The organism is Sphingomonas sp. ABOLG (assembly GCF_003950435.1).
GTDB lineage: Bacteria > Pseudomonadota > Alphaproteobacteria > Sphingomonadales > Sphingomonadaceae > Sphingomonas > Sphingomonas panaciterrae.
Genome location: NZ_QQWW01000005.1, coordinates 26,295 through 50,791 on the forward strand (window position 1 = coordinate 26,295; position 24,497 = coordinate 50,791).

The window sequence follows — 24,497 nt, forward strand, 5'->3', positions numbered from 1 at the left end:
CCGGCGATGATCATCCTCGGCCTCGACCCCGGCCTCGGCACCACCGGCTGGGGGGTGATCGCGGCGGAAGGGAACCGGCTGCGGCACGTTGCCAACGGGCAGATCCGCACCGATCCCTCCATGCCGCTGCCGCGCCGGCTGGCGAACCTCTATGCCGCGCTGATCGACGTCATCCGCACCGAGCGGCCGGACAGCGCGGCGGCGGAAGAAGTGCTGGGCAACACCAATGCCCAATCGACGCTGAAGCTGGGGCAGGCGCGCGGCGTGGTGCTGCTTGCCGCAGCCGGCGCGGGGCTCGACATCGGTGAATATCACCCGTCCACGGTCAAAAAGGCGGTGGTCGGCACCGGCGGCGCGGAAAAGCGCCAGATCCAGGCTATGATCGGGGTGTTGCTGCCCGGCGCGAAAGTCGCGGGCCCGGACGCCGCCGACGCGCTGGCGGTGGCGATCTGCCACGCGCACCATCGCGCGAGCGCGGCAGGGATGATGCGGCGGCTGCAAACCGGCGGCTGACACCTTCGCATTGCGAGCGCCGGGAGTTGGCCCGTCGTCGCCGAGGCGCTACGGTTCGGGCGACATGACGGACCAGCATCGGTGATCGCCTACCTCAAGGGTATTCTCGCCAGCACGAGTGCGGACGCGGCCGTGATCGAGGTCAATGGCGTCGGCTATCTGGTCGGTGCGTCGTCGCGCACACTCGCGGCGCTAGGGCCGGTCGGCGAAGCGGTTCTCATCCATACCGAAATGCTGGTAGGCGAGGATTTCCAGCGGCTGGTCGGTTTTGCGAGCGCCGAGGAGCGCGACTGGTTTCGCCTGCTCACGGGTGTGCAGGGAGTGGGCGCACGCGTCGCACTGGCGATCCTGTCGGCGCTCGAGCCGGCCGAGCTCAACCGGGCAATCGCGGCGCAGGACAAGGCGATGGTGGCACGCGCCAATGGCGTGGGACCGAAGCTGGCCGAGCGGATCGTGCGCGAGTTGAAGGACAAGGCGGGTGGGATCGTTCTGGGCCCGGCGGCGGCGGCGCAGGCGATGCCAATCGGTGCGGCCGCGGATGCGGTGTCGGCGCTGCTCAACCTCGGCTTCCGCCCGGTGGAGGCAAGCGCGGCGGTGGCCGCGGCAGAAGAGGAGCTGGGTGCGGGCGCCACGCTGGACGCGCTCGTCCGGCTGGCGCTGCGCAAGGCGGCGAAGTGAGCGGCCGCGCGGTCGCGGTCTACAGCCTGAAGGGCGGCGTTGGCAAAACGACGCTGGCGGTGAACCTGGCCTGGGCGGCGGCGACGCTGTCCGCGCGGCGCACCTTGCTCTGGGATCTCGATGGCCAGGCCGCGGCGACCTGGATCCTCGGGCATGACGGGGGAGGGCGCGAGGCCGGTGCTGCGATCCGCCGCGAGATCGATCCGCGCCGGCTGATCCGGCCGACCGCCCTTGACCGGCTCGACCTGCTGCCGGCCGATGCCTCGCTGCGCACGCTGGACCTTGCCTTTCACGCCATCGACAAGAAGCGCCGGCTGACCCGTCTCGTCGAGGATCTGGCGGGTGATTACGACCGGATCATCATCGATTGCCCCCCGGGCCTGACCGACACGTCGGATCAGGTGATGCGCGCGGCCGATCTGGTGGTAGTGCCGGCCATCCCCTCCGCGCTGTCGCAGCGCGCGCTCGACACCATTGCGGCGCACGTCACGCGCAAGAAGGGCCCGAAGGTTACGCTGGCGCCGGTATTCTCGATGGTCGACCGGCGGCGCGCGCTTCACCGTGAGGCCTTGCAGCAGCATCCCGACTGGCCGGTCATTCCGATGACCAGCGCGTTCGAGGCGATGAGCGTGCGCCGCGCGCCGCTGGGTGCCTACGCTCCGCGCGGCTCCGCTGGCGTTGAGGCAGTATCGGACCTGTGGCGCCGGATCGAAACTACGCTATCGGAGATCCGATGACCGATAGCGATCGCCTGATCACGCCCACGCGCCGCGTCGAGGATGCCGATGCGGCGCTGCGCCCCAAGCGGCTGGACGAATTTGTCGGCCAGGCGGCGGCGCGCGACAATCTGCGCGTGTTCATCGAAGCGGCGAAATCGCGCGGCGACGCGCTGGACCATGTGCTGTTCTTCGGTCCGCCCGGGCTGGGCAAAACGACGCTGGCGCAGATCGTTGCGCGCGAGATGGGGGTGGGTTTCCGCGCGACGTCGGGCCCGGTGATCGCCAAGTCGGGCGATCTTGCCGCGCTGCTCACCAATCTCGAGGATGGCGACGTGTTGTTCATCGACGAGATCCACCGGCTGCAACCGGCGGTCGAGGAAGTGCTGTACCCGGCGATGGAGGACCGCGCACTCGACCTGATGATCGGGGAGGGGCCGTCGGCGCGCAGCGTCCGGATCGATCTGCCGCGATTCACGCTGGTGGGCGCGACGACGCGGCAGGGGCTGCTGACGACGCCGCTGCGCGACCGGTTCGGCATCCCGATCCGACTGCAATTCTATACGGTGGAGGAACTGACCAGGGTGGTGACGCGGGCGGCTGCGCTGCTGGATCTGCATATCGCACCAGATGGCGCAGCCGAGATTGCGCGCCGATCGCGCGGGACACCGCGTATCTCCGGGCGCTTGCTGCGCCGGGTGCGCGATTTCGCCAATGTCGCGGGCGTGGTCGAGGTTGATGCGGTCGCGGCCGATCGCGCGTTGAACCGGCTGGAGGTCGACAGCTTGGGTCTCGACGCGATGGACCGCCGCTACCTGACGATGATCGCGGACATTTATCGCGGCGGCCCGGTCGGCGTGGAGACGCTGGCGGCGGGCCTGTCCGAGCCGCGCGACACGATTGAGGAAGTGATCGAGCCGTATCTGATCCAGCTTGGCCTCGTCGCTCGGACGGCGCGAGGCCGGGTGCTGAACGCGGGCGGCTGGAAACACCTAGGGCTCAACCCGCCTGCGGGCAGCCAGGACGGTTTGTTCGACTGAACGGGAGCCGTCGGTCGACCGCAGCGTTTGTTCGTTCAACAGCAAGAGGACCACGATGACCCACACGCCGCCGGTACCGCCAGGCAACCAGTCCCCGTTCCCGATCCAGGAGCCGCCGCACACGCCGACGACGCCCGAAGCGCCGAGCGCCAAGCAGGAGTCGGGCAAGCCTGACTCCGTGAAGCCCGACGCCGCGAAGGCAGCGGGCAGCGACGAATGGGCCGCGCCGGCGAAGCGTCGCTGGTCGCTGGGCAAGATCGCCGGCGCGACCGCCGGCATCGGTGCGATCGCGATCGGCGTCGCGGCGGTGCTGTTCCCGCGTGACAGCGCGCCGGAGCCCAAGAAAAAGAAGCGGAAGAACTGATGTTTGCTGCGGTGCCACGCAGCAAATGTTGCGTGGCACCCGGCCCTGTCGCCTGCTAGCCCCTTTATCATGCTTTCTGCCGCCGCTTCCGCCCGCGAGATCCTTGTCAATCTCCATGACGTGATGGCGGCGCGGTCCAACGCGCAAGCCAAGCTGAACCAGGTCGTCGACATTATCGGCGAGGCGCTGAACAGCGAAGTCTGTTCGATCTACCTCCTGCGCGAAGGCGTGCTGGAGCTGTTCGCGACGCGCGGCCTGTCGCCTGATGCGGTTCATGTGACCAAGCTGGCGTTGGGCGAGGGCCTGGTCGGCACCATCGCGCAGAACAGCGAGGTGCTGAACCTCGACGAGGCGGCAAGCCACCCGGATTTCGCCTACAAGCCGGAGACCGGGGAGGATCGCTTCCACAGTTTCGCCGGCGTGCCGATCATCCGGCGCGAGCGCTCGGTCGGCGTTCTGGCGGTGCAGCATGCGGAGCCGCGCCGCTATGCCGATGTTGAGATCGAGGCGCTGCAGACAGTGGCGATGGTGCTGAGCGAGTTGATCGCGAACGCAGGGCTGATCGACCCCGCTGGCGTGCGCGACCGGCCGCAATCCTCCACCGCGAGCATCCGGCTGACCGGGCAGAAGCTGGTCGAGGGAATGGGCGCTGGCTACGCCGTGTTCCACCAGCCGCGCATCCACATCGAGCACACGGTCGCCGAGGACGTCGAGGCGGAGCGGCACCGGGTCTATGCCGCGTTCGACAAGATGCGCGAGCAGATCGACAAGATGACCCGCGAGGCCGAATTTGGCGGCGGGGGGGAACATGAGGAGGTGCTCGAGACCTACAAGATGTTCGCCTATGACGAGGGCTGGTCGCGGCGCATCAACGAGGCGATCGACAGCGGCCTGACCGCTGAGGCGGCGATCGAGCGCGTGCAGCAGCGCACCCGCCAGCGCATGCGACAGATTGACGATCCGCTGTTGGCGGACCGGATGCACGACCTGGAGGATCTCTCCAACCGGCTGCTGCGCATCGTGTCGGGCCAGATGGGCACGGCGGCGCAGTTGGGGCTGCGGCAGGATGCGATCCTGATCGCCCGCAACCTGGGCCCGGCCGAGCTGCTGGAATATGACCGCCGCCGATTGAAGGGCGTGATTCTGGAAGAAGGATCGCTGACGGCGCACGTCACGATCGTCGCGCGCGCGATGGGAGTCCCCGTGCTGGGCCGGGTGCGCGAGGTGCGGCGGCAGATTTCCGAGGGCGACCTGCTGCTGCTCGACGTCAACGAGGGGTCGGTCGTGGTGCGCCCGTCGAGCGCGATGGAGGAAGCGTTCGACGCCAAGCTGGCGCTGCGGCAGAAGCGGCGCGCGGCCTATGCCGCGCTGCGCGACGTGGCGCCCACCACCAGGGATGGCCATCGCGTGACCGTCATGGTCAACGCCGGGCTGCGCGACGACGTGGGCGCGCTGGATGTGACAGGCGCGGACGGGATCGGGCTGTTCCGCACCGAATTCCAGTTCCTCGTCTCCGCCACCCTGCCGCAGCGCGAACGCCAGCAGCGATTGTACCGCGAGGTGCTGGACGTGGCGGACGAGCGCCCGGTGGTCTTCCGCACGGTCGACATCGGCGGCGACAAGGCGCTGCCTTATCTGATCCAGCATGACGGCGAGGAGGAAAATCCCGCCATGGGCTGGCGCGCGCTTCGCCTGGCGCTTGAGCGCAACGGGCTGATGAAGGCGCAGGCGCGTGCGCTGCTGGAAGCGGCGGCGGGGCGCACGCTCAACGTCATGTTCCCGATGGTCAGCGAGGCGTGGGAGTTCGCCGAGGCGCGCGCGCTGTTCGAGCAGCAGCGCGCCTGGGTTGCCTCGCGCCATCGCCGGCTGCCCAATGAGGTGCGCTACGGCGCGATGCTTGAGGTGCCGAGCCTCGCTTATCAACTCGACCTGTTGTTGCCGCAGGTCGATTTCCTGTCGATCGGCACCAACGATCTGACGCAGTTCCTGTTCGCTGCCGACCGCGCCAATCCCAAGCTGGCGGAGCGATATGACTGGCTTTCCGCCTCCATCCTCCGCTTCATCGGCTCGGTCCTTGAGCCGTCGCGCATTGCCGGGGTTCCGGTGGCGGTGTGCGGCGAGATGGGCGGGCGACCGCTGGAGGCGATGGCGCTGATCGGGATCGGGATCGATCGTTTCTCGATCACCCCGGCAGCGGTCGGCCCGATCAAGGCAATGGTCCGTACGCTCGATCGCGCGGCCGTAACGGCCGAGATGACGCGGCTGCTGGCGGCGCCGCCGCACGATCTTCGCGCCGCGCTGACGCAATGGGCCGAGGCCAACGGCGTCGAGCTGGGGTGAGCGAAGGGCGCTGAACGGAGCGCCAGCGCCGATCAAAAGACGTGTGGCTCGATTGACACAGGTATCGCGCTCTGTGAGACGTGCGGGCGGGGACGGACGGGGCAGTCCGCCCGAAGCGGAGAAGCGAATGACTGAGGCCGAGCGCGGCGATAACGCGACGCTCTTCCCGCAACCTGTTGGTGATAGGCTGCGCGCGGCCCGCGAGCAGCAAGGCATGTCACTGGCGGAGATTGGCGCGCGCACCCGTGTGCCGCTGCGCCACCTGGAGGCGATCGAGGCCTCGAACTACGGCGCGCTGCCGTCGCCGACCTATGCGGTCGGCTTCGTGCGCGCCTACGCCCGCGCGGTGGGCGAGGATGAGGTGGCGCTGGCCCGCGACGTGCGCGTCGAGGCGCTGAAAGCACCGCGCACAACGCCGCAATATCAGCCCTATGAGATCGCCGATCCGGCGCGCGTGCCCAGCCGCGGGCTGGTGGTGGTGGCGGCCGGATTGGCGCTGGCCGTCGCGGTGCTTGCAGTGCTGTGGTTTGCGAGCGGGCTGTTCCGCGGTGGCGACGACGCGCCGGAAGCGGCGCCCTCGGTCGCGGTCGCCGTTCCGGCCGCGCAGCCCACGCAGGCGGCGCGCCGTGCCGACCAGGTCTCGCTGGTGGCGACCGACGAGGTGTGGCTGCGCGTCTATGATGCGGCCGACAAGACGCTGTACCTTGGCACGATGAAGCCGGGCGACCGCTATGACGTGCCTGCGGACGCCAATGATCCGAAGATCAACGTCGGTCGCCCCGACAAATTGCAGGTGACGCTGAACGGCTCCGCATTGCCCCCGCTGGGCAGCGGCGCGCGGCCGATCAAGGACGTGCCGGTCGGCGCGGCGGCCCTAACCGCCCGGATGGGCGGGGAAGGTGCGCCGGCACCGGTGGCATCGCCCGCTTCACCTCCGGCAGTCGTCGGCGCGCGCACCAGCACCGCCGTTCCGCCCGCGTTCGCCACGTCAGCGGCTGGGGCGGCTGGTGCGGAGACTGGCGCAGGGACCAGCGCTCCCGCAAACTGATCGGCCTTAAGGCTGGCGACAGGCAGGCGTGTATAGTTATAGCGCGATATTAACCTGTTTCCGGGGGCATGGACTGATGCGTAGGTTCCTCATTGTCGCGTTGATGTCGGCCGCGGCGACGCCGGTCGCGGCGCAGTCCGGCCTCGAGGGCCGGGTCGGCAAGCTCGAGAGCGAAATGCGCGCGGTGCAGCGCAAGGTGTTCCCGGGCGGGGCAGGCGCGTATCTCGAGCCGCAGGTGCGCGCGCCGCAGTCGGCACCCGAGGAGATCGGCGCACCCGCCTCCAGCGCAGTGCTGGATCTGACCCAGCGCCTGTCCTCGCTGGAACAGCAGCTCGCGACGATGACCGGGCAGATCGAGCAGACGCAATATCGCATGCGCCAGCTCGAAGACCAGTTCGCCGCCTATAAGCGGACGACTGATGCGCGGCTGGACAGCGGCGCGGGTGACGCGGGGCTCGATAGCACCGGCACGGGCGGGCCGGTGGTTCCGCCGCCGCCGCGGGCAGCCGCTCCGGCAGGCGGAGCGAGCAACCAGGCGCGTGGCGGTGGCAGCCTGGAGGGGCAGGTCGCCGGCACCGCCGGGGCCAGCAAGCCGGCGGCCGCCGCGGCGGGCGGGATCGAGAAGCCGTCGACGGGCAAGGCGGACGAGGACGAATACATCTATGGCTACCGCCTGTGGGCGGCGAAGCGCTATCCCGAGGCGGCTGATCAGCTGAAGAAGGTGGTCGCGACTTATCCCAAGTCCCGCCGCGCCAGCTATGCCCAGAACCTGCTGGGCCGATCCTATCTCGACGATGGCAAGCCGAGCCTTGCGTCGATCGCCTTCTACGACAATTACAAGAAATATCCCGATGGGGAGCGCGCGCCCGAGAGCCTCTATTATCTGGGGCAGGCGCTGCTGAAGCTCAACAAGCCGGCAGACGCGTGCAAGGTGTATAACGAGCTGACCGACGTCTATGGCGACAAGATCGGACAGGGGATGAAGGACAACGTCGCGCGCGCGCGCACTTCCGCCAAGTGCAAGTAGTCTTGTGGCCGACCATCCCGAAGTCGTCCGGCTTCGCCAGGATCTGATCGCGCTCACCCGCGAGGCGCCGAGCCGCGATCGTCCGATCGGCGTGGCGGTGTCCGGCGGGCCGGATAGCATGGCGCTCTTGGTACTGGCGGCGCTTGCCTTCCCCGACGCGGTCGTCGCGGCAACTGTCGACCATGGCTTGCGGCCGGAGGCAGCGGAGGAAGCGCGGATGGTCGGGCGGGAGGCGGCCACATTGCGCGTGCCGCACGACATCCTGGCGGTGAGCGCGCCGATCGAGGGGGCGAGCGTCCAGGCCCGCGCGCGTGAGGGCCGCTATGAGGCGCTTGCGGCCTGGGCGGAGCGTCGCCACGCGATGGCGATCGCCACCGCCCATCATGCCGATGACCAGGCCGAAACGTTCCTGATGCGCGCCTCGCGCGGGTCGGGCGTGACGGGGCTTGCCGCCATCCGCCCGGCGACGACGATCAGCGGGGCAGCGGTGGTGCGACCCTTGCTGTCGTGGCGGCGTGCCGCGTTGCGTGCCACCGTGCGGCGGGCGGGGCTGCCGTTCATCGACGATCCGGCCAATCACGACCTCAGGCACGATCGTACCCGCTTTCGCCAGTTGCTCGACCGCAACGAATGGCTCGATCCGCCAGCGCTCGCGCGCACCGCGGCGGCAGTGGGGGAGGCCGAGCGTGAGCTGGCGGAGATCGCCGCGCTGTTCTGGCGCGGCCGGGCCGAGATCCGCGACGAGGGCGTGACGCTGAACCCTCAGGGATTGCCGCGCGACACGCTGCGCCGGCTCGCGCGGCGGGCGATCATCGTGGTGCGGGCTGCGGCGGGAATTACCACGCCGGCGTTTGACGACGCGGCCAATGTAGAGCCGCTGCTCGACGCGCTCGAGAGCGGCCGGCGCGCCACGCATGGTGGCGTGGTCGTGGGCATCCGGCGGGGCAGCTGGCACTTCCGCCCGGCACCCCCGCGTCGATCAGTCTGAGTGATTGAATTCTGCGGTCCGTTCCATTGCCATTAACCTCGCGCAGCCTACATTGCAGGCCGTGAAAGGTACGGCATGAACGACAACGACAAGCAGTCAGGTGACAATGGCGGCAATGGCCCCAATCCCTGGATGAAGAGTCTGCTGATCTGGGTCGGCATCCTGCTGTCGCTGGCAATCGTCGTGACCATGTTCGATGGTCGGACGAGTACCGCGACGGGCAATGCGATCGCGTATTCGGCATTCCTCGACAAGGTTGACGAAGGGACGGTCAAGGACGTGACCATCTCGCGCGACCAGATATCGGGGACGCTGTCGAGCGGCGAGAAATTCCGTACTGACCCGGTTTCCGATCCGCAGCTGACCGATCGCCTGCGCAAGGCGGGCGTCGAGATTTCGGGCAAACGCGACGAAGGCCCCTCGATCTGGCAGTATATGCTGGTTCAGGCGCTGCCGTTCCTGCTGTTCCTGGGCATCGCCTTCTTCGTGGTGCGCCAGATGCAGAAGGGCGGCGGCGCGGGTGGCGCGATGGGCTTCGGCAAGAGCCGCGCGAAGATGCTGACGCAGAAGGAAGGCAAGGTCACCTTTGCCGACGTCGCGGGCATCGACGAGGCGCGCGAGGAGCTGGAGGAAATCGTCGAGTTCCTGAAGGACCCGTCGAAGTTTGCGCGGCTTGGCGGCAAGATTCCGAAGGGCGCGCTGCTGGTCGGCTCGCCCGGCACCGGCAAGACGCTGCTCGCTCGCGCTATCGCGGGTGAGGCTGGCGTTCCGTTCTTCACCATTTCCGGCTCGGACTTCGTCGAGATGTTCGTCGGCGTCGGCGCGAGCCGCGTGCGCGACATGTTCGAACAGGCCAAGAAGAGCGCGCCGTGCATCGTCTTCATCGACGAGATCGACGCGGTCGGCCGTCATCGTGGCGCGGGCCTTGGCAACGGCAACGACGAGCGCGAGCAGACGCTGAACCAGCTGCTGGTCGAGATGGATGGCTTCGAGGCGAACGAGGGCATCATCATCATCGCGGCGACCAACCGCCCCGACGTGCTCGACCCTGCGCTGCTGCGTCCGGGCCGCTTCGACCGCCAGGTCGTGGTGCCGCGACCAGACATCGAGGGCCGCGTGAAGATCCTCGAAGTGCATATGAAGAAGGTGCCGCTGGCGCCCGACGTCGACGCACGCACCATCGCCCGCGGCACGCCGGGCTTCTCGGGCGCGGATCTCGCCAACCTCGTCAACGAAGCGGCGCTGATGGCGGCGCGCAAGTCGAAGCGCCTTGTCGCGATGGCCGAGTTCGAGGAGGCCAAGGACAAGGTCATGATGGGCGCCGAGCGGCGCTCCATGGTGATGACCGAGGACGAGAAGCGGATGACCGCCTATCATGAGGCCGGTCACGCGATTGTTGCGCTGCATGAGCCGGCGTCCGATCCGATCCACAAGGCGACGATCATCCCGCGCGGCCGCGCGCTGGGCATGGTGATGCGCCTGCCGGAACGTGACAGCTACAGCTACCACCGCGACAAGATGTACGCGAACCTGGCGGTGGCAATGGGAGGCCGCGTCGCCGAGGAGATCATCTTCGGCTATGACAAGGTCTCGTCGGGGGCGTCTGGCGACATCCAATATGCGACAGGCCTGGCGCGCGACATGGTCACGAAATGGGGCATGTCGGACAAGGTCGGCCCGGTCGATTACGCGCAGCCCGAGGGTGAGAGCTTCCTTGGCTATTCCTCCTCGCAGCCGACGCACATGTCGAACGAGACGGCGCAGCTGATCGATCATGAGATCAAGACGATCGTCGAAGGCGGTCTGACGCGGGCAAAGACCGTGCTGACCGAGCATATCGACCAGCTTCACCTGCTGGCGGGCGCGCTGCTCGAATATGAGACGCTGTCGGGCGACGAGATCAAGAAGCTGATCTCGGGTGAGGGCATTGGCCGCACGGAGCAGCCCAAGACGTCATCGTTGCCGGCAGTGGGCACGTCGATCCCCAAGACGCGTCGTCCGCAGGGTCCGTTCGGCAATCCGTCGCCCGCGGGCGCCTGACCGCCGCGGCGGCAGCCGTAGAGCGGCTGTCCGAACGAACATGCCAAAAGATCAAAGGCCGGGCGATCGCCCGGCCTTTGTCGTATGGGAAATCGCGAAGCTGGGCCCCGAGCGGGATCAGCGCCCAACTGAACTCATAGGCTGACGTCTTCATCTTCTGGAGCAGCAACGTCGGGTTCTCGCGCGTGGCGCATCTTGTCGGCGATCCAACCGACGTGCGCGCGCTGCGGCAGCGTGATCGCGCCTCTTTCCGCAGCAGCGCGGCGCGGGCCTCCTGCCCCGCCGCGCCCCTCACGTCAGTATTTGCTCAACTCGACCGGCAGGCGGCGATAGCCGTGGACGAAGCAAGCCGAGACACGCTCCGGCGCGCCGGTCACGTTCACGCGCATCCGCCGCTTGGCCATTTCCTCCAGCAGGATGCCGATCTGCAGTTCGGCGAGCCGCGCGCCCACGCAGCGGTGGATGCCGTGACCAAAGGCGAGGTGGCGCCGCGCATTGGGGCGATCCACCACCAGCGCATCGGCATCCTCGCCGAACACGCTCTCGTCGCGGTTGCCCGAGATGTACCAGAGCGCGAGCTTGTCGCCGGCCTTGATCTGCTGGCCCATCAGTTCGGTGTCGCGCGTCGCGGTGCGCCGCATGTGCGCCAGCGGCGTCTGCCAACGGATCAGCTCACTGACCGCATTGGGAATTAGCGACGGATCAGCTTCCAGCTTGGCGCGCTGGTCGGGATATTTGTCGAGGCCATAGGCAAGCCCCGACATGGTGTTGCGGGTCGTGTCGTTGCCGCCGACGATCAGCAGGATCAGGTTCCCGATAAACTCATTGTCGTCCATCTCTCGCATCGCATCGGAATGGATCATCATACTGATGAGGTCGGGCTGCAGCGGCTTGTCGACCCGCTCGTTCCACAGGCGGCGGAAATAGCTGCCGCATTCATACATGTGCATCAGCCGCTGCTGGCGCAGCTCGTCATTCTTGATGATCTCGATATCGCCCGCCCAGTCGGACCAGAAGGTGAGCTTGCGTCGATCCTCCCAGGGGAAATCGAACAGGATGGCGAGCATTCCGGTGGTCAGTTCGATCGACACCGTGTCGACCCAGTCGAATTCCTCGCCCCACGGCAGCCGATCGAGCACCTCTTCGGTGCGATGGCGGATGTCGGCGGCCATGCGCGTCATTTCTGACGGGGTGAAGGCGGGCGCTACGGTGCGCCGCTGCGCGGTGTGCACCGGCCGATCGCGCGCGATGAACATCGGCATGCGGACGGCATTGGGATCATCGGCGTCGAAATTTGCGATGGTGATGCCGCCGGCTTCCGACGAATAAAGGTCGGGCAGCGACTCGACCTCGACGATCGGCTTGTAGGTCGACACCGACCAGTAAGCGCCGAACTCCGAATCCGGCACATAATGAACCGGCGCCTCGGCGCGCAGCTTGGCGAAGGGCGCCCGCCATGTATCGTCCCGGTACAGCTCAGGCCGGCTCACATCGAACGGATCGACCGTCTCCGCCGCGCTTCTCGCAAGCGTCGCCATCATCTCTCTCCCGCATTTATCGGTAGAGAGAAGACCTAACTGACAGAACTGTCAATAGGGGCTGCGGCCGGGGTGCGGCGAAACAGCTTCTTCCACGCGCCGGCCGGGCTACCGGACTGCAGCACACCGCGCCGGAACAGTCGCGCGCCGACGATGATGAAGATCGCCACCCACAGCAATTGCCACGCGAGCGCCGCGACATGCGGCCACAGATCGGGCGAGTTCGCAGCTCGCCCCGCCATCGCGAAGGGCGAGGAGAGCGGCAGGATCTCGGCGAGCTGGGCCACCCAGCTGCCCGGATTGGACGCCGCGGCCGAGGCAAGAGCGAACATCCCGACCTGAAGCACGGTGATCGGCAGGGACAGCATCTGGATTTCGCGCATCGTCGATGCCTGTGCGCCGATCCCGAGGAAAACCGAGCCGAGCAGCAGATAGGCGGTGGTGAAATAGGCCGCGAACAACAGGGCAAAAGTGCGGAAGCCCACCGCCGGCGTCAGATCGGCGACGTTCAGTTCAGGCGGCAGCACGGCGCCGATCTGGCTGACCACCAGCCCCCAGAAACCGACGAACAGCACCGCGACCCCGAACATGCCGAGCAGCTTGCCCAGGAACACGCTTTCAAGCGGCACCGCCGCGGCCAGCACCTCGATCACCTTGTTGTTGCGCTCTTCCGCCATGGTGCCGACGACCTGCCCGGACAGGAAGAGCGTCAGGAAGAAGATGCCGAACACGGCGAAGAACGCCGATGTGCTGCGCGATCCCACGGTCGGTGCGTCGCGCGTCACGCGGGTGAAGGTGGCCCGACTGAGCGGATCGATCCCGGTACGATCAAGACGCACCGCCTGATCTGCCAAGAGCGCGAGATAGCGGGCAGATCGGCGGCTCTGGCCATAGATGATCTCCGGCGTCGCGAGCGGGCCGTACATCACCGCCAGTACGTCGACATCGCGTGTTTCGAGCGCCGCGCGCGCCTGAGCCCGGGCATCGCTGCTCGCTGCCCGCAGGTCGACCGGCGGCGGTGCGACCTCGGGCGGTGACAGGCGTCGCAGTTCCCGGTCGGCGGCGAGCAGCGCGGCGGTGTCACGCGGGTCGGCGAGGATCACCAGCCGTTCCTTCTCCGCAGCGCCGGCCGACACCGATGCCGCGCCCAGCCCGCCAATGGCGCCGAACGATCCCATGATCACGGGGGCGAGCAGGAACAACAGGAAGATCGGCGTGAAGACGGTGGCGGTGAAATCGCGCCGCGCGATCGTCAGCGTCTGGCGCAGCCGCCGGCGGAAGGAGGATGATCGGTCGGTCATGCCACGCGCTCCGGATCGGCGGCCGCCTCGCCGACAATGCGAACGAATGCCTCGTGCAGTCCGGGCCGCTCGATCGACAGCCCGGAAATGCCGTAGCCAGCGTCGATCAGCCGCTTCAGCAGCGTCTCGATCCCTTCGGGTGGCAGTTCGAACCGCCACGCATTGCCTTCCCGCTGGGCGCCGGGTGGCAATTGTGCCGCGATGCCCTCGTTGGGGAAATGGGGTTCGTACAGCACCTGCTGCGGCAGCATCGCGCGCGCCTCACCGACCGTCCCCTCGAACCGGCGCTGGCCACCGGCGATGATCGCCAGCCGGTCGCACAAGCGCTGCGCATGCGCCATGACATGGGTCGAGAACAGGATCGTGGCACCGCGGTCGCGCTCCGCCAGGATCAGCGTTTCCAGCCGTTCCTGGTTGACGGGATCAAGGCCGGAGAAAGGCTCGTCCAGCACAAGGAGGTCAGGCTGGTGGACGATCGATCCCAGCAGCTGGACGAGCTGCGCCATGCCCTTCGACAATTTGCGGATCTTCTCATTGGCCGCCTGGCCGAGCCCGACCTGTTCGAGCAGCGCGCCGGCGCGGGCGCGACCCTCATGCCAGGGAAGGCCGCGCAAGGCCCCCATGAAGGCGATCGCCTCGCGCGCCTTCATCGCCGGGTACAGGCCGCGCTCCTCGGGAAGATAGCCGACGCGGTCGCTGGCATCGCGCGGATGGGAATACCCGAGCAGCGTTCGGCTGCCCTCCTCCGGCTCGATGATGCCCAGCAGCATCCGCAAGGTGGTCGTCTTGCCGGCGCCGTTGGGCCCCAGCACGCCATAGATCATGCCGCGTGGCACGATGAGCGACACGCCGTCGACGACCCGCCGGTGGCCGAAGCGTTTGACCAGCCTCTCGGCGACGATGACGAAATCCTGGTTGCTGGTCACGTCCACCGGTTCTGCCCGTAAGAACGAACGATCGTCCGTCATGATCAGGGGAGGAGCGGCCGAGAACCGGCCGACCCGCTGCCGGTATCGCTAGCAATTGGCCCGTGGAAAATACAGGCGATTTGATCCGGGCAGGGCGGGAGCCATTCGCACGGCCCGGCGTTGACCAGCTTCACCTTGCCGCAGTGCAGAAAACATAGATTACATTCTGCAGACGCGGCGAAACAAACGCGTCCCTATATGCTGCTCCGAAACAGAGGAGCCTGGATACATGAGCCGACAGCGTAAGCGACTTGTAAGTTCAATCGGTGAGCCGGTGTGGTCGTCGTTGTTCTTTATGTGTTTCGGCGTGGCGATTCTTCTTTTTCTCGTCGCCATCGAGCATCAGGAATGGTTCAGTCTGAAGCCGGGAACTGGCACGGCGGAGGCTATGTCCTATGCCTCTACTTCACAAAACAACAGGTCATAGCGGGCTGGTCGCCTGCTGGCGGATGGACAGGGCACCAGCCAGGCAGGCGCTTACTTGCCGCCCACCCGCCGGGTCAGCGCCGAGACGCAGCTTGCCCGGTCGATCGTGCGGCCATCGGGCTGGCGTGCATCGACATAGGTGACGCGCGGTTCGCCCGACCCCTTGGGATAGAGATACGTATCGAGCACGCAGATACCGCTGTGGAATTGCAGCTTGCGCGCATTGCCTTCGCGAACATCGGCGTCCGGCTGGCCGAACAGCCGCACGAGCCCGTTGGCGTTCTGGCCAATCACCCGTTCCAGGCCAACACCGCTATAGGGGATCGGTACCGGCGCCGCGCGTTCCGGCGCCCCGCTCCCCGTCGTGGCGCAGCCCGCGACGAGCAGCAGCAGGATGAGAGAAGCGGCAAGGCGGATCATCGACGGCTCCGGTGATAGTAATGAGTGGCCATGGCGGCGCCGAGTACGGGCGCCAGGATGTTGAGCACGGGGACGAGGAACAGCCCAGTCACTGCAAGCCCGAGGAGAAAGCGGCGCGCCATCGTGCGGCGGCGCCATTCCGGCAGTTCCGCCGGCGACAGGTGCCGGACGGCGACCATGTCGCCGAGGTCGCGGCCCAACAGCCAGGCATTCACGGCAAGGAACAATGCCGCCGTACCGACGCCGGTGACCATCAGCGCCAGATAAGCGGGCAGCAGCAGCAGGTTCACGCCGACGAAGCGCGCCGCGGAGGCAAGGCCCATGCGCACCGACTGGGCCATCGACACGTCGCGCGCCGTCGCCAGCGCACGCGGGTAATGGCGGCTTTCCACTGCCGCGACGATCGTATCGGCATACAGGCCGACGATCGCGATCGCGACCGCGCGGAAGGTGAGCCACAGTGCCAGCATGCTGACGATCAGCGCGGCCGCGGCGGCCAGCGACCCGTTGTAGGTCCAGCCCTCCAGCAGGCGGTTCACCCCCCACCAGATGGCGCCCCCCAGCAGGATGAAGACGGCAAGCGTCAGCAGCAGGCTCTTGCGCAGGACGGACAGGATCGCCCGGTCACCGAGCTGGGCCAGGCTGAGGGCAAGCGCCGTGAACATCCCTGCCGAATGCGCGCACCCGTGCGGTTGCGCAAGGCGGACCTGCCATCTACGGCCGCGCGCAACCCTCATCTTATCGGGATCGGAGTCCCTGCTTTTGACCCAGCCTGCCTATGACGTCGTCGCGATCGGTAATGCGATCGTCGACATCCTGTCTCCCTCCACCGACGCCTTTGTCGCCGAGAACGGCATGACGAAGGGGGCGATGGCGCTCGTGTTCTCTCCTGAGGACGCTGACGCGCTATACGCCAAGATGGGTCCGGGACAGGAAGTGTCCGGCGGCTCCGCGGCGAATACCATCGCCGGCATGGCCGCACTTGGCGGCAAGTGCGCCTTCATCGGCCAGGTTGCCGATGACCAGTTGGGCGCGGTCTTCGCGCACGACATTCGCGCCGCTGGCATCCGTTTCGATACCAATGCGCGCCCCGGCAGCCCGACGACCGGTCGCTGCATGATCTTCGTGACGCCTGATGGGCAGCGCACGATGAACACGTTCCTTGGCGCATCGCACTATCTGCCGGCCGAGGCGCTGGACCGCGATCTGATCGCCAACGCGCAATATCTCTACCTCGAAGGCTACCTCTGGGATCCGGAAGAGCCGCGCGCCGCGATGCGCGAGGCGATCGACATCGCGCGTGCCGCCGGGCGCAAGGTGGCCTTCACGCTGTCGGCGGAATTCGTCATCGATCGTCACCGCGATGCCTTCCACGAGCTGATCAACGCCGGGTTGATCGACGTACTCTTCGCCAATGAGGCGGAAATCGTCGCGCTGACCCAGGCGGCCGACACCGAAGGCGCGATCGCTGCGGTCAAGGACAAGGTGCCGCTGCTGGTCGTGACGATGAGCGAGGAGGGCGCCTGCGCCATAACCGGCGACCAACGCGTCCACGTACCGGCAGCACCGGTCGACAAGGTGGTCGACACGACCGGCGCGGGCGATCTGTTCGCCGCCGGCTTCCTGCATGGTCAGGCGCAGGGCTGGGATCTGGAGCGTTCGCTTCGCCTGGGGGCGATCTGCGCCGCGGAAGTGATCAGCCATTTCGGCGCGCGTCCGCTCGCCGACCTGAAGGCGCTGGCCGCAGACGCCTGACCGTTACGGGGATCAGGCCAGCGTATCCGGCCTGATCCCCCGTCATCCCCTTACCCGCCGCAATCCGCCTTCCAGCGGGCGTCCATGTCAGCATCGGTGCGCAGCTGCGAGGCGAGCGTCACCTTGCCCGCCTTGACGATAAACCGTTCATAGCCGGTGCGGCCCATGCCGACGCTGGCGTTCACTTCGCCGCAGACCGCGTCGCCATGCGCGATGACGCCTTTGAACTGCGCGCTTTCCGGCTCGCGCAACTGCTGGCGCACCGCTTCGGTACCCGCGCGCACGCGCTCCACCTCTCCCCGATCAGGTGCAACTTCGCACCCGCCCAGCGCCAGCAGAAGCAGGGCGGCGCGCTTCATTGCGCCGCTCCCGCTGCCGTTGCGCCCGGCTTCAGCAGATCGAGCACCGCCGCCGTCATCGCAGTCGCGCCGGTCACCACCACCGGTTCGGGCGTGATCTTGAACAGCGGCGAATGGTGTGACGCGACGGCCGGTCCGCCGTTGCGCGCGGCCTCTAGCGCCGCGCGCGGCGTGCCGCCGACCGCGATGTAATAGCCCTTCACGCCGGTATCGGGCTGGACGAAATAGGCAAAATCCTCTGCCCCCATGCCCATCTGCTGGAACGGCACGACGTTGGCGGCGCCCAGCGTGTCGACCATCACCGCGTTCAGCCGGCGGGCGAGCGGCGTGTCGTTGATCGTGGTGGGCGTTCCCTCGATCTGGGTCACCACGGGCATCTTGTCCTCCGGCATGCCGTTCATGATGCCAACGCCGCGCGCGATCCGCTTGATCCCGTTGACCAGTTGCGCGCGCGTCGCCTCGTCATTGGCGCGCACGGTGACCTGCAGCTTCGCCTCGTCGCTGATGATATTGTGCTTCAGCCCGGCGTGGAACGAACCCACGGTGATGACGCCGGGGAGCAGCGGCGCCCGTTCGCGGCTGACCAGCCCCTGCAGCGCGATCACGATCTGCGACGCCATATAGACCGGGTCCTTGCCGGTATTGGGGCTGGCGCCATGCGCGCCGACCCCGGGCACGACGATGTCGATCGAATCGGACGAGGAATATTGGATCGTCTCGCTGGCCGCGATCTTGCCCGTCTCCATGCTGGCATCGACGTGATAGGCCAGCGCGTAATCGGGCTTGGGGAAGCGGGTGTAGAGGCCGTCGGCCACCATCGCCTTGGCGCCAGCGATCCGCTCCTCGGCCGGCTGCGCGACGAACACCACCATGCCCTTCCACCGATCGGTCATCGCGGCGAGGCGGCGCGCGGTGGCGATCAGGCCGACGATATGGGTGTCATGTCCGCAGGCGTGCATCACCGGCACCTCGACGCCGTCGACGCCGATCTGGCGCACGGTGGAGGCATTGGGCAGCCCAGACTTTTCCTGCACCGGCAGGCCATCCATGTCCGCGCGGAGAAGCACCACCGGGCCGGGCCCGTTCTTCAGCACGCCGACCACGCCGGTCTGGCCGACCTTCTCGGTCACCTGCATGCCCGCGATCTTGCGCAGCTCCGCCGCGATCGCGGCCGCCGTCTTGGTCTCGCGGAACGACAGTTCGGGATTGCGATGGAACTGGTCCCACAATTTGCCGAGGTCGCGGTCGTAATCGGCCTTGATCTGGGCCTGATAATCGGGCGCCGCCGCCACGGGCGTGGCGACGGCGCAAAGCAGTGCGGCAACAATCAAACGGCGCATTCTATTCCCCTCTTGTCGCCTGCAGCATAGCCGCCGCGCCGCGGGGGTGAAGCGCGTTTAGTCGACGAAGGCGCGTTCGATCACGAACTGGCCGGGATTGGCGTTCGACCCCTCGGTCATGCCGAGCTGTTCCAGCATCTGCGCCGTCTCGCGGATCATCGCGGTCGATCCGCACAGCATGACGCGGTCGGTTTCCGGATCGAACTTCGCCGGGCCGGTCACCGGCGGCGCGAACAGGCGACCGTCGGCGATCAGATCGGTGATCCGGCCCTTGGTCTCGAACTCCTCACGCGTGACGGTGGGGATATAGTGGAACTGCTCCGCTGCCTGGTCGCCGACCAGCGGATCGTCCGCCAGCCGCGCGCCCAGCTCTTCGCGGAACGCCAAGTCGTTCACCCGGCGCACGCCGTGAACGACGATCACCTGGTTGAAGCGCTCGTACACTTCCGGGTCGCGCGCGAGGCTCAGGAACGGGGCAAGACCGGTGCCGGTCGACAGCAGCCACAGCCGCTCGCCACCCAGCAGCGCGTCGCAGACCAGCGTGCCGGTCGGCTTCTTGCCCATATACAGCTGGTCGCCCGGCTGGATCATCTGCAGCCGGCCGGTCAGCGGGCCGTCCTGCACCTTGATCGACAGGAATTCGAGTTCATCGGCATAGGACGGGCTGGCGATCGAATAAGCGCGCATGATCGGCTTGGCCGAATCATCCTCGCCGGGCAGGCCGATCATGATGAATTCGCCCGAGCGGAAGCGCAGCGACGACGGGCGATCCACCGCGAAGCTGAACAGATGCTCGTTCCAGTGGCGCACCCATTTCACGTTGACCGTCAGGAAGGCCTTGTGGTCGGGAATCAACTTCGGTTCTGCAAGTACGGTCAACGATCTCGCTCCTTGATGGCGCCTGGTGCGACTGGCGGCGCCATCCAAACATCGGCAGTCTTCAACACCTGACCGCCACTCGGGTTACCAACAACGTCGTCGTCCTGCGCCCCCGCCGCAAGCAAGAAAAGCTGACGGCACGAAAAGCCGGCCACGCGCACGGCCCCTGCATCATGCAGGGGGCGAGCCATGGTCAGCGCCTGACGATCCTGCGCAGCCTCAGACACTTCTGCCCGGGGCGCGCCAACGACCGCTCAAGTAGGTGAAGCACGGTCGGAGTGCAACGCGCCGACCAGCACGACAGCAGCAGCATTGCTCTTCCGCGCCGCACCCCTCGCCCCCATATTGCCGCAATGGCGATCCAGATCCGTACCTCGCTTGCTGAACCCGAAACCGGCGAGAATTTCGTTCCCCATCGGCCGCAGCGCCCGGAGAAGGTGGAGGGCGGCAAGCCGTTCAAGCTGGTGTCCGATTACCAGCCCGCCGGCGACCAGCCGACCGCGATCCGCGAACTGGTCGATGCCGCGCTGGCGGGCGAGAAGGATCAGGTGCTGCTGGGCGTCACCGGCTCGGGCAAGACCTTCACCATGGCGAAGGTGATCGAGGAGTTGCAGCGCCCCGCGTTGATCCTCGCGCCGAACAAGATCCTGGCGGCGCAGCTCTACGGGGAGTTCAAGAGCTTCTTCCCGGAAAATGCCGTCGAGTATTTCGTCAGCTATTACGATTATTATCAGCCCGAGGCGTATGTCCCCCGGTCGGACACGTACATCGAGAAGGAAAGCTCGGTGAACGAGGCGATCGACCGGATGCGCCATTCGGCCACCCGATCGCTGCTGGAGCGGGACGACGTACTGATCGTCGCCTCCGTCTCGTGCCTCTACGGTATCGGTTCGGTCGAAACCTATTCGGCGATGATCTTCGACCTGAAGAAGGGCCAGACGGTCGACCAGCGCGAGATCGTGCGGAAGCTCGTCGCGCTTCAGTACAAGCGCAACGATGCAGCGTTCCAGCGCGGCAATTTCCGCGTGAAGGGCGACAATCTGGAAATCTTCCCCAGCCACCTCGAGGATGCGGCGTGGCGGATCAGCTTCTTCGGTGATGACATCGAGGAGATCGTCGAGTTCGACCCGCTGACCGGCAAGAAGGCGGCGAGCATGAACTCGGTGCGCGTCTATGCGAACTCGCACTATGTGACCCCCGGGCCGACGATGAAGCAGGCGACCGAGGCGATCCGCCACGAACTGGCGGAGCGGCTGAAGGAGCTGGAGGCGGAGGGCAAGCTGCTGGAGCATCAGCGGCTGGAGCAGCGCACCAATTTCGACCTCGAGATGATCGCCGCCACCGGCAGCTGCAACGGGATCGAGAATTACAGCCGCTTCCTCACTGGACGCCTGCCCGGCGAGCCGCCGCCCACCTTGTTCGAATATCTGCCCGAGAACGCATTGCTGTTCGTCGACGAGAGCCACCAGACGGTGCCGCAGATCGGCGCGATGGCGCGCGGCGACCATCGGCGGAAGATCACACTGGCCGAATATGGCTTCCGGCTGCCGAGCTGTATCGACAACCGCCCGCTGCGCTTCAACGAATGGGATGCGATGCGCCCGCAGACGGTCAGCGTCTCGGCGACGCCGGGCCATTGGGAGATGGAGCAGACCGGCGGCGTCTTCGCCGAACAGGTCATCCGCCCCACCGGCCTGATCGATCCGCCGGTCGAGATCCGTCCGGTCGAGGAACAGGTGCAGGATTGCATCGTCGAATGCCGCAAGACCGCGGAGCTCGGCTACCGCACCCTGGTCACCACGCTGACCAAGCGGATGGCGGAGGATCTGACCGAATATATGCACGAGGCGGGCGTGAAGGTCCGCTACATGCACTCCGACGTCGAGACGCTGGAGCGTATCGAACTGATCCGTGACCTCCGGCTTGGCGTCTATGACGTGCTGATCGGCATCAACCTGCTCCGCGAAGGCCTCGACATCCCTGAATGCGGGTTGGTGTGCATCATGGATGCCGACAAGGAAGGTTTCCTGCGTTCCGAGACGTCGCTGATCCAGACGATCGGGCGCGCGGCGCGCAACGTCGACGGCCGCGTGATCCTCTATGCCGACCGCATCACCGGCTCGATGGAGCGGGCGATGAACGAGACGGCGCGGCGTCGCGAGAAGCAGGAAGCGTATAACCGCGAGCACGGCATCACGCCGACCACGATCAAGCGCAACATCGGCGATATCATTGCGCACGTGTCGAACCAGGACAGCGTCTTGGTCGATACCGGCGACGAGCAGCGGCCGCACATGGTGGGCCACAATCTGCGCGCCTATATCGAGGAACTCGAGAAGAAGATGCGCAAGGCCGCGTCCGACCTGGAGTTCGAGGAAGCCGGCCGCCTGCGCGACGAGATCCGTGCGCTGGAGCAGGAGGAGCTTGGCCTGCCGGTGCAGGAGCACACGGCGCCGCTGATGGGCCGCAGCAACGAGGGCAAGCCGGGCACGCGCAAGACGCGCTTTGGCAAGCAGCAGGCGATCAGGATGGCGAAGCGGCGGTAGGGCGCGCCCCCCGCCGCCGCCGGCAAAGCCCTATCGAAGCGTCAGGTCTTCGCCGCTTACCCCGTAATAGCCGGCGACGCGATCGGCATAGGCCTGGTCGAAATGCGGTGCATTGCTGGCCCAGCTCGGCCCGCCTTCGAGCATGCGGCGGTCGATCGTCACCACATATAGGTCGCGGACGGGATCAAAGCTCAACAGCGAGAAGGGCAGGGCATAATAGCTTTTCCCCATGCCCAGGAACCCGCCGAGGCTCAGCACCGCATGGGTCACGCGCCCGCTGACCTTATGGGTCAGGAACGACTGCACCGTCCCGATCTTGTCGCCGTCGCGACTTTCGACCTTTACGGTGGAGACGAGCGTCGCTTCGATCAGGGCAAGAGTGGTCGGCGTGTCGGCGGTGCTCATCATTGTCTCCCGGTCGGGCGAATGGTGTTTCGCTGAACCGATGGTCCCGCGCGGCGGTTCCGGTTGAGCCGGGGCGCCGGTGCGCGCTAGGGTAGGCCATGCGCCTTCTGCCTGCCGCCGCCCTTCTTCTCCCGATCAGCATGGCGGCCTGCGTCGCCCCGCCGGCCGATGCTCCCCCGCCGCCGCGGCCGCCGGTCACCACCCCGCCGCCGCCGCCGCCCAAACCGGCGCCGCTGGCGGCCGACTGGCAGGATTGGCCGTTGACGCCCGGAACCTGGCGCTATGCCCGCGAAAGCGGCGGCACGCGCGCGGTGTTCGGGCCGGCCAACGGCGCGCCCCTGTTGTCGCTGCGCTGTGACCTGGCGGGTCGCCGCCTCGTCCTGTCGCGGCCCGGCGCGCTGCCGGGCGCGATGACGATCCGCACCAGCAGCGCGACCCGCGCCGTTCCGGTCCAGGTGTCGACCGGCTCCGCCCCCTCTGCGCAGGCGGTGTTCACCGCGCGCGAGCCGTTGCTGGATGCCATGGCGTTCAGCCGCGGGCGGGTCGCGATCGAGCAGCCGGGCGCGCGGACGCTGGTGGTTCCGCCCTATGCCGAAGTCGGCCGCGTGATCGAGGATTGCCGGGGTTGATCCGATCCGCGGCGGGGCGCGAAGGATCGTGCGAAGCGGCACTGAAAACAAGTCTTGTTTCTGGTCGATAAAGGATTCAGATTGCGGATGTGGCTGACAAGGTCACGCTCGTTATCAACCAGCGAAAGGAGGTGATCCGATGTCTCATGGTTCAGCAATGGGGTCGGTTCAGTTCGTTCGGGGGACGCGCTTCTGATCCTGTGACGCTTCGACGGGAGGTATCCCCCTCCAACCAACGTCGGACGCCGTAGCATTCAGAGGCCCGCATGGTCTCCCGGGCTGGAGCTCTCCGGCCGCTGACCATGTTTAGGGGTTGTCGGGTTGTCCGAAAGGGTGCCCGGCAACCTCTTCTCATATCTGACGCTTCCGCAAGGTGCCTGTGGACGTGCAGGACGCCGCACCGCGCGACCGCCATGCCGCGCGGAGACGCACCAACGGTGGAGCTTCCCACGCTTGGCCGCTACACGGCGCATCGATGCGTGCTCTCCTTCTCCTGCTTCTCGGCCTCGGCCTAGCCTTCCCCGCGGCGGCACAGCGCGCAGATCGGGCGACCCCCGGCTATGTGCGGGTGCGGCTGGAAACGGCGCTCGGGCCGATCACGCTGGCGCTGAACGCAAAGCGGGCGCCGGAGACCACCGCGAATTTCATGAAATATGTCGATGACGGCCGTTTCGATGGCGTCAGCTTCTACCGTGTCGCACGCAACAAGAAGGCGCCGCAGTTCGGCTTCATCCAGTCGGGCATCCGCACCGATGCCCGCCGCTTCCTCGACATGATTCCGCATGAATCGACCAAGAAGACCGGGATCAAGCATCTCGACATGACCATCTCGATGGCGCGGCGCGGCCCGCCGGGTTCGGCCAACGGCAATTGGTTCATCTCGGTCGGGGCCATGCCCTGGATGGACTGGAAGCCCGACAATCCCGGCTATGCCGCCTTCGGCCGCGTCGTCGCCGGACAGGCGGTGGTGAAGAAGATCCTGGCGCAGCCTACGGGCGGCGGCATGAACGGCACGCTGTTGATGAAGCCGATCTACGTGAAGCGCGCGGTGCGGCTCGACGGCAAAGCGAAGCCGACGGGACGCCCCCGGCCCTGGGTGCTGGAAGGGCGCAAGGACGGCTAGGCCCCACGCGCCACCGTCAGGACAGCGCGCCACTCCGCTCGTCGCAAGCTGGAC

Annotated in this window: 23 protein-coding genes; 14 read left to right on the forward strand and 9 right to left on the reverse strand. The window is 67.0% G+C overall.

The window, feature by feature from the left end:
- The first annotated feature begins 6 nt into the window (after positions 1-6).
- The 10 genes from ruvC (at position 7) to ftsH (ending at position 10,754) form a co-directional block, all read left to right on the forward strand.
- Positions 7-513 (forward strand): crossover junction endodeoxyribonuclease RuvC, encoded by a 507-nt coding sequence (gene ruvC / locus CA236_RS07325; RefSeq protein WP_125945116.1) that lies wholly within the window; start codon positions 7-9, stop codon positions 511-513.
- Positions 514-594: 81 nt separating this feature from the next.
- Positions 595-1,191 carry a Holliday junction branch migration protein RuvA gene (gene ruvA / locus CA236_RS07330; RefSeq protein WP_125945117.1) on the forward strand — a complete coding sequence of 199 codons (597 nt, stop codon included), beginning with the start codon at positions 595-597 and terminating at the stop codon, positions 1,189-1,191.
- Positions 1,188-1,928 (forward strand): ParA family protein, encoded by a 741-nt coding sequence (locus tag CA236_RS07335; RefSeq protein ID WP_125945118.1) that lies wholly within the window; start codon positions 1,188-1,190, stop codon positions 1,926-1,928. The genes ruvA and CA236_RS07335 overlap by 4 nt, the downstream gene beginning before the upstream one ends.
- Positions 1,925-2,947: a Holliday junction branch migration DNA helicase RuvB gene (gene ruvB / locus CA236_RS07340; RefSeq protein ID WP_125945119.1), complete on the forward strand. Its 1,023-nt coding sequence runs from the start codon at positions 1,925-1,927 to the stop codon at positions 2,945-2,947. Before CA236_RS07335 ends, ruvB begins: the two co-directional genes overlap by 4 nt.
- Positions 2,948-3,002: 55 nt before the next feature.
- Positions 3,003-3,311 (forward strand): hypothetical protein, encoded by a 309-nt coding sequence (locus tag CA236_RS07345; RefSeq protein ID WP_125945120.1) that lies wholly within the window; start codon positions 3,003-3,005, stop codon positions 3,309-3,311.
- Positions 3,312-3,380: 69 nt separating this feature from the next.
- A complete protein-coding gene (gene ptsP / locus CA236_RS07350) occupies positions 3,381-5,651 on the forward strand; it encodes a phosphoenolpyruvate--protein phosphotransferase (RefSeq protein WP_082102930.1) in 2,271 nt (756 codons plus the stop codon).
- 127 nt (positions 5,652-5,778) lie between these two features.
- Positions 5,779-6,699: a helix-turn-helix domain-containing protein gene (locus CA236_RS07355; protein WP_125945121.1), complete on the forward strand. Its 921-nt coding sequence runs from the start codon at positions 5,779-5,781 to the stop codon at positions 6,697-6,699.
- A gap of 76 nt (positions 6,700-6,775) precedes the next feature.
- Positions 6,776-7,726, forward strand: a complete 951-nt coding sequence (locus CA236_RS07360) for a tetratricopeptide repeat protein (RefSeq protein ID WP_125945122.1) — start codon at positions 6,776-6,778, stop codon at positions 7,724-7,726.
- A gap of 4 nt (positions 7,727-7,730) precedes the next feature.
- Complete coding sequence (tilS, locus tag CA236_RS07365) at positions 7,731-8,714, forward strand: tRNA lysidine(34) synthetase TilS (RefSeq protein ID WP_125945123.1); 984 nt, start codon at positions 7,731-7,733, stop codon at positions 8,712-8,714.
- A gap of 75 nt (positions 8,715-8,789) precedes the next feature.
- On the forward strand, positions 8,790-10,754 hold the full coding sequence (ftsH, locus tag CA236_RS07370) for an ATP-dependent zinc metalloprotease FtsH (RefSeq protein WP_046409061.1): 1,965 nt from the start codon (positions 8,790-8,792) through the stop codon (positions 10,752-10,754).
- 296 nt (positions 10,755-11,050) lie between these two features.
- Here the strand turns inward: ftsH and CA236_RS07375 are convergent, their stop codons facing one another.
- The 5 genes from CA236_RS07375 to CA236_RS07400 form a co-directional block, all read right to left on the reverse strand.
- A complete protein-coding gene (locus CA236_RS07375) occupies positions 11,051-12,292 on the reverse strand; it encodes a cytochrome P450 (RefSeq protein WP_125945124.1) in 1,242 nt (413 codons plus the stop codon).
- Between the two features lie 35 nt (positions 12,293-12,327).
- The gene (locus tag CA236_RS07380; protein WP_125945125.1) at positions 12,328-13,593 is read right to left on the reverse strand and encodes an ABC transporter permease; all 1,266 of its coding nucleotides are present in this window, start codon (positions 13,591-13,593) and stop codon (positions 12,328-12,330) included.
- Positions 13,590-14,519, reverse strand: a complete 930-nt coding sequence (locus CA236_RS07385; RefSeq protein ID WP_241212560.1) for an ATP-binding cassette domain-containing protein — start codon at positions 14,517-14,519, stop codon at positions 13,590-13,592. The genes CA236_RS07380 and CA236_RS07385 overlap by 4 nt, the downstream gene beginning before the upstream one ends.
- 519 nt (positions 14,520-15,038) lie before the next feature.
- Complete coding sequence (locus CA236_RS07395; protein ID WP_125945127.1) at positions 15,039-15,407, reverse strand: hypothetical protein; 369 nt, start codon at positions 15,405-15,407, stop codon at positions 15,039-15,041.
- Positions 15,404-16,072 (reverse strand): EI24 domain-containing protein, encoded by a 669-nt coding sequence (locus CA236_RS07400; RefSeq protein ID WP_125945128.1) that lies wholly within the window; start codon positions 16,070-16,072, stop codon positions 15,404-15,406. The genes CA236_RS07395 and CA236_RS07400 overlap by 4 nt, the downstream gene beginning before the upstream one ends.
- Positions 16,073-16,169: 97 nt before the next feature.
- Between CA236_RS07400 and CA236_RS07405 the strand changes: the two genes are divergently transcribed.
- Positions 16,170-17,162 (forward strand): adenosine kinase, encoded by a 993-nt coding sequence (locus CA236_RS07405; RefSeq protein ID WP_125945129.1) that lies wholly within the window; start codon positions 16,170-16,172, stop codon positions 17,160-17,162.
- 50 nt (positions 17,163-17,212) lie between these two features.
- Here the strand turns inward: CA236_RS07405 and CA236_RS07410 are convergent, their stop codons facing one another.
- The 3 genes from CA236_RS07410 to CA236_RS07420 are packed head-to-tail and all read right to left on the reverse strand — an operon-like array spanning position 17,213 to position 19,740.
- Positions 17,213-17,521 (reverse strand): hypothetical protein, encoded by a 309-nt coding sequence (locus tag CA236_RS07410; protein WP_125945130.1) that lies wholly within the window; start codon positions 17,519-17,521, stop codon positions 17,213-17,215.
- Positions 17,518-18,861: an amidohydrolase gene (locus CA236_RS07415; RefSeq protein WP_125945131.1), complete on the reverse strand. Its 1,344-nt coding sequence runs from the start codon at positions 18,859-18,861 to the stop codon at positions 17,518-17,520. The genes CA236_RS07410 and CA236_RS07415 overlap by 4 nt, the downstream gene beginning before the upstream one ends.
- 57 nt (positions 18,862-18,918) lie before the next feature.
- A complete protein-coding gene (locus tag CA236_RS07420; protein WP_052742520.1) occupies positions 18,919-19,740 on the reverse strand; it encodes a ferredoxin--NADP reductase in 822 nt (273 codons plus the stop codon).
- Between the two features lie 353 nt (positions 19,741-20,093).
- Here CA236_RS07420 and uvrB point away from each other — a divergent pair, with 353 nt between their 5' ends.
- Positions 20,094-22,286 (forward strand): excinuclease ABC subunit UvrB, encoded by a 2,193-nt coding sequence (uvrB, locus tag CA236_RS07425; RefSeq protein WP_125945132.1) that lies wholly within the window; start codon positions 20,094-20,096, stop codon positions 22,284-22,286.
- 30 nt (positions 22,287-22,316) lie between these two features.
- Here uvrB and CA236_RS07430 read toward each other — a convergent pair whose 3' ends face one another.
- Positions 22,317-22,691: a PRC-barrel domain-containing protein gene (locus CA236_RS07430; RefSeq protein ID WP_125945133.1), complete on the reverse strand. Its 375-nt coding sequence runs from the start codon at positions 22,689-22,691 to the stop codon at positions 22,317-22,319.
- Positions 22,692-22,789: 98 nt separating this feature from the next.
- Here CA236_RS07430 and CA236_RS07435 point away from each other — a divergent pair, with 98 nt between their 5' ends.
- The gene (locus CA236_RS07435) at positions 22,790-23,320 is read left to right on the forward strand and encodes a hypothetical protein (RefSeq protein WP_125945134.1); all 531 of its coding nucleotides are present in this window, start codon (positions 22,790-22,792) and stop codon (positions 23,318-23,320) included.
- A 475-nt stretch (positions 23,321-23,795) separates the two neighbouring features.
- Positions 23,796-24,443 (forward strand): peptidylprolyl isomerase, encoded by a 648-nt coding sequence (locus tag CA236_RS07440; RefSeq protein ID WP_046409072.1) that lies wholly within the window; start codon positions 23,796-23,798, stop codon positions 24,441-24,443.
- Positions 24,444-24,497 lie beyond the last annotated feature (54 nt).

What these genes read in the sequence shown, in the direction of transcription:
- CA236_RS07395 (WP_125945127.1), bottom strand. Translation starts at nt 15,407, where the DNA reads ATGATCCGCCTTGCCGCTTCTCTCATCCTGCTGCTGCTCGTCGCGGGC.
- CA236_RS07355 (WP_125945121.1), top strand. Translation starts at nt 5,779, where the DNA reads ATGACTGAGGCCGAGCGCGGCGATAACGCGACGCTCTTCCCGCAACCT.
- CA236_RS07375 (WP_125945124.1), bottom strand. Translation starts at nt 12,292, where the DNA reads ATGGCGACGCTTGCGAGAAGCGCGGCGGAGACGGTCGATCCGTTCGAT.
- CA236_RS07430 (WP_125945133.1), bottom strand. Translation starts at nt 22,691, where the DNA reads ATGAGCACCGCCGACACGCCGACCACTCTTGCCCTGATCGAAGCGACG.
- ruvB (WP_125945119.1), top strand. Translation starts at nt 1,925, where the DNA reads ATGACCGATAGCGATCGCCTGATCACGCCCACGCGCCGCGTCGAGGAT.
- uvrB (WP_125945132.1), top strand. Translation starts at nt 20,094, where the DNA reads ATGGCGATCCAGATCCGTACCTCGCTTGCTGAACCCGAAACCGGCGAG.
- CA236_RS07360 (WP_125945122.1), top strand. Translation starts at nt 6,776, where the DNA reads ATGCGTAGGTTCCTCATTGTCGCGTTGATGTCGGCCGCGGCGACGCCG.
- ftsH (WP_046409061.1), top strand. Translation starts at nt 8,790, where the DNA reads ATGAACGACAACGACAAGCAGTCAGGTGACAATGGCGGCAATGGCCCC.
- CA236_RS07410 (WP_125945130.1), bottom strand. Translation starts at nt 17,521, where the DNA reads ATGAAGCGCGCCGCCCTGCTTCTGCTGGCGCTGGGCGGGTGCGAAGTT.
- CA236_RS07435 (WP_125945134.1), top strand. Translation starts at nt 22,790, where the DNA reads ATGCGCCTTCTGCCTGCCGCCGCCCTTCTTCTCCCGATCAGCATGGCG.
- ptsP (WP_082102930.1), top strand. Translation starts at nt 3,381, where the DNA reads ATGCTTTCTGCCGCCGCTTCCGCCCGCGAGATCCTTGTCAATCTCCAT.
- CA236_RS07440 (WP_046409072.1), top strand. Translation starts at nt 23,796, where the DNA reads ATGCGTGCTCTCCTTCTCCTGCTTCTCGGCCTCGGCCTAGCCTTCCCC.
- CA236_RS07380 (WP_125945125.1), bottom strand. Translation starts at nt 13,593, where the DNA reads ATGACCGACCGATCATCCTCCTTCCGCCGGCGGCTGCGCCAGACGCTG.
- CA236_RS07415 (WP_125945131.1), bottom strand. Translation starts at nt 18,861, where the DNA reads ATGCGCCGTTTGATTGTTGCCGCACTGCTTTGCGCCGTCGCCACGCCC.
- CA236_RS07345 (WP_125945120.1), top strand. Translation starts at nt 3,003, where the DNA reads ATGACCCACACGCCGCCGGTACCGCCAGGCAACCAGTCCCCGTTCCCG.
- CA236_RS07400 (WP_125945128.1), bottom strand. Translation starts at nt 16,072, where the DNA reads ATGTTCACGGCGCTTGCCCTCAGCCTGGCCCAGCTCGGTGACCGGGCG.
- ruvC (WP_125945116.1), top strand. Translation starts at nt 7, where the DNA reads ATGATCATCCTCGGCCTCGACCCCGGCCTCGGCACCACCGGCTGGGGG.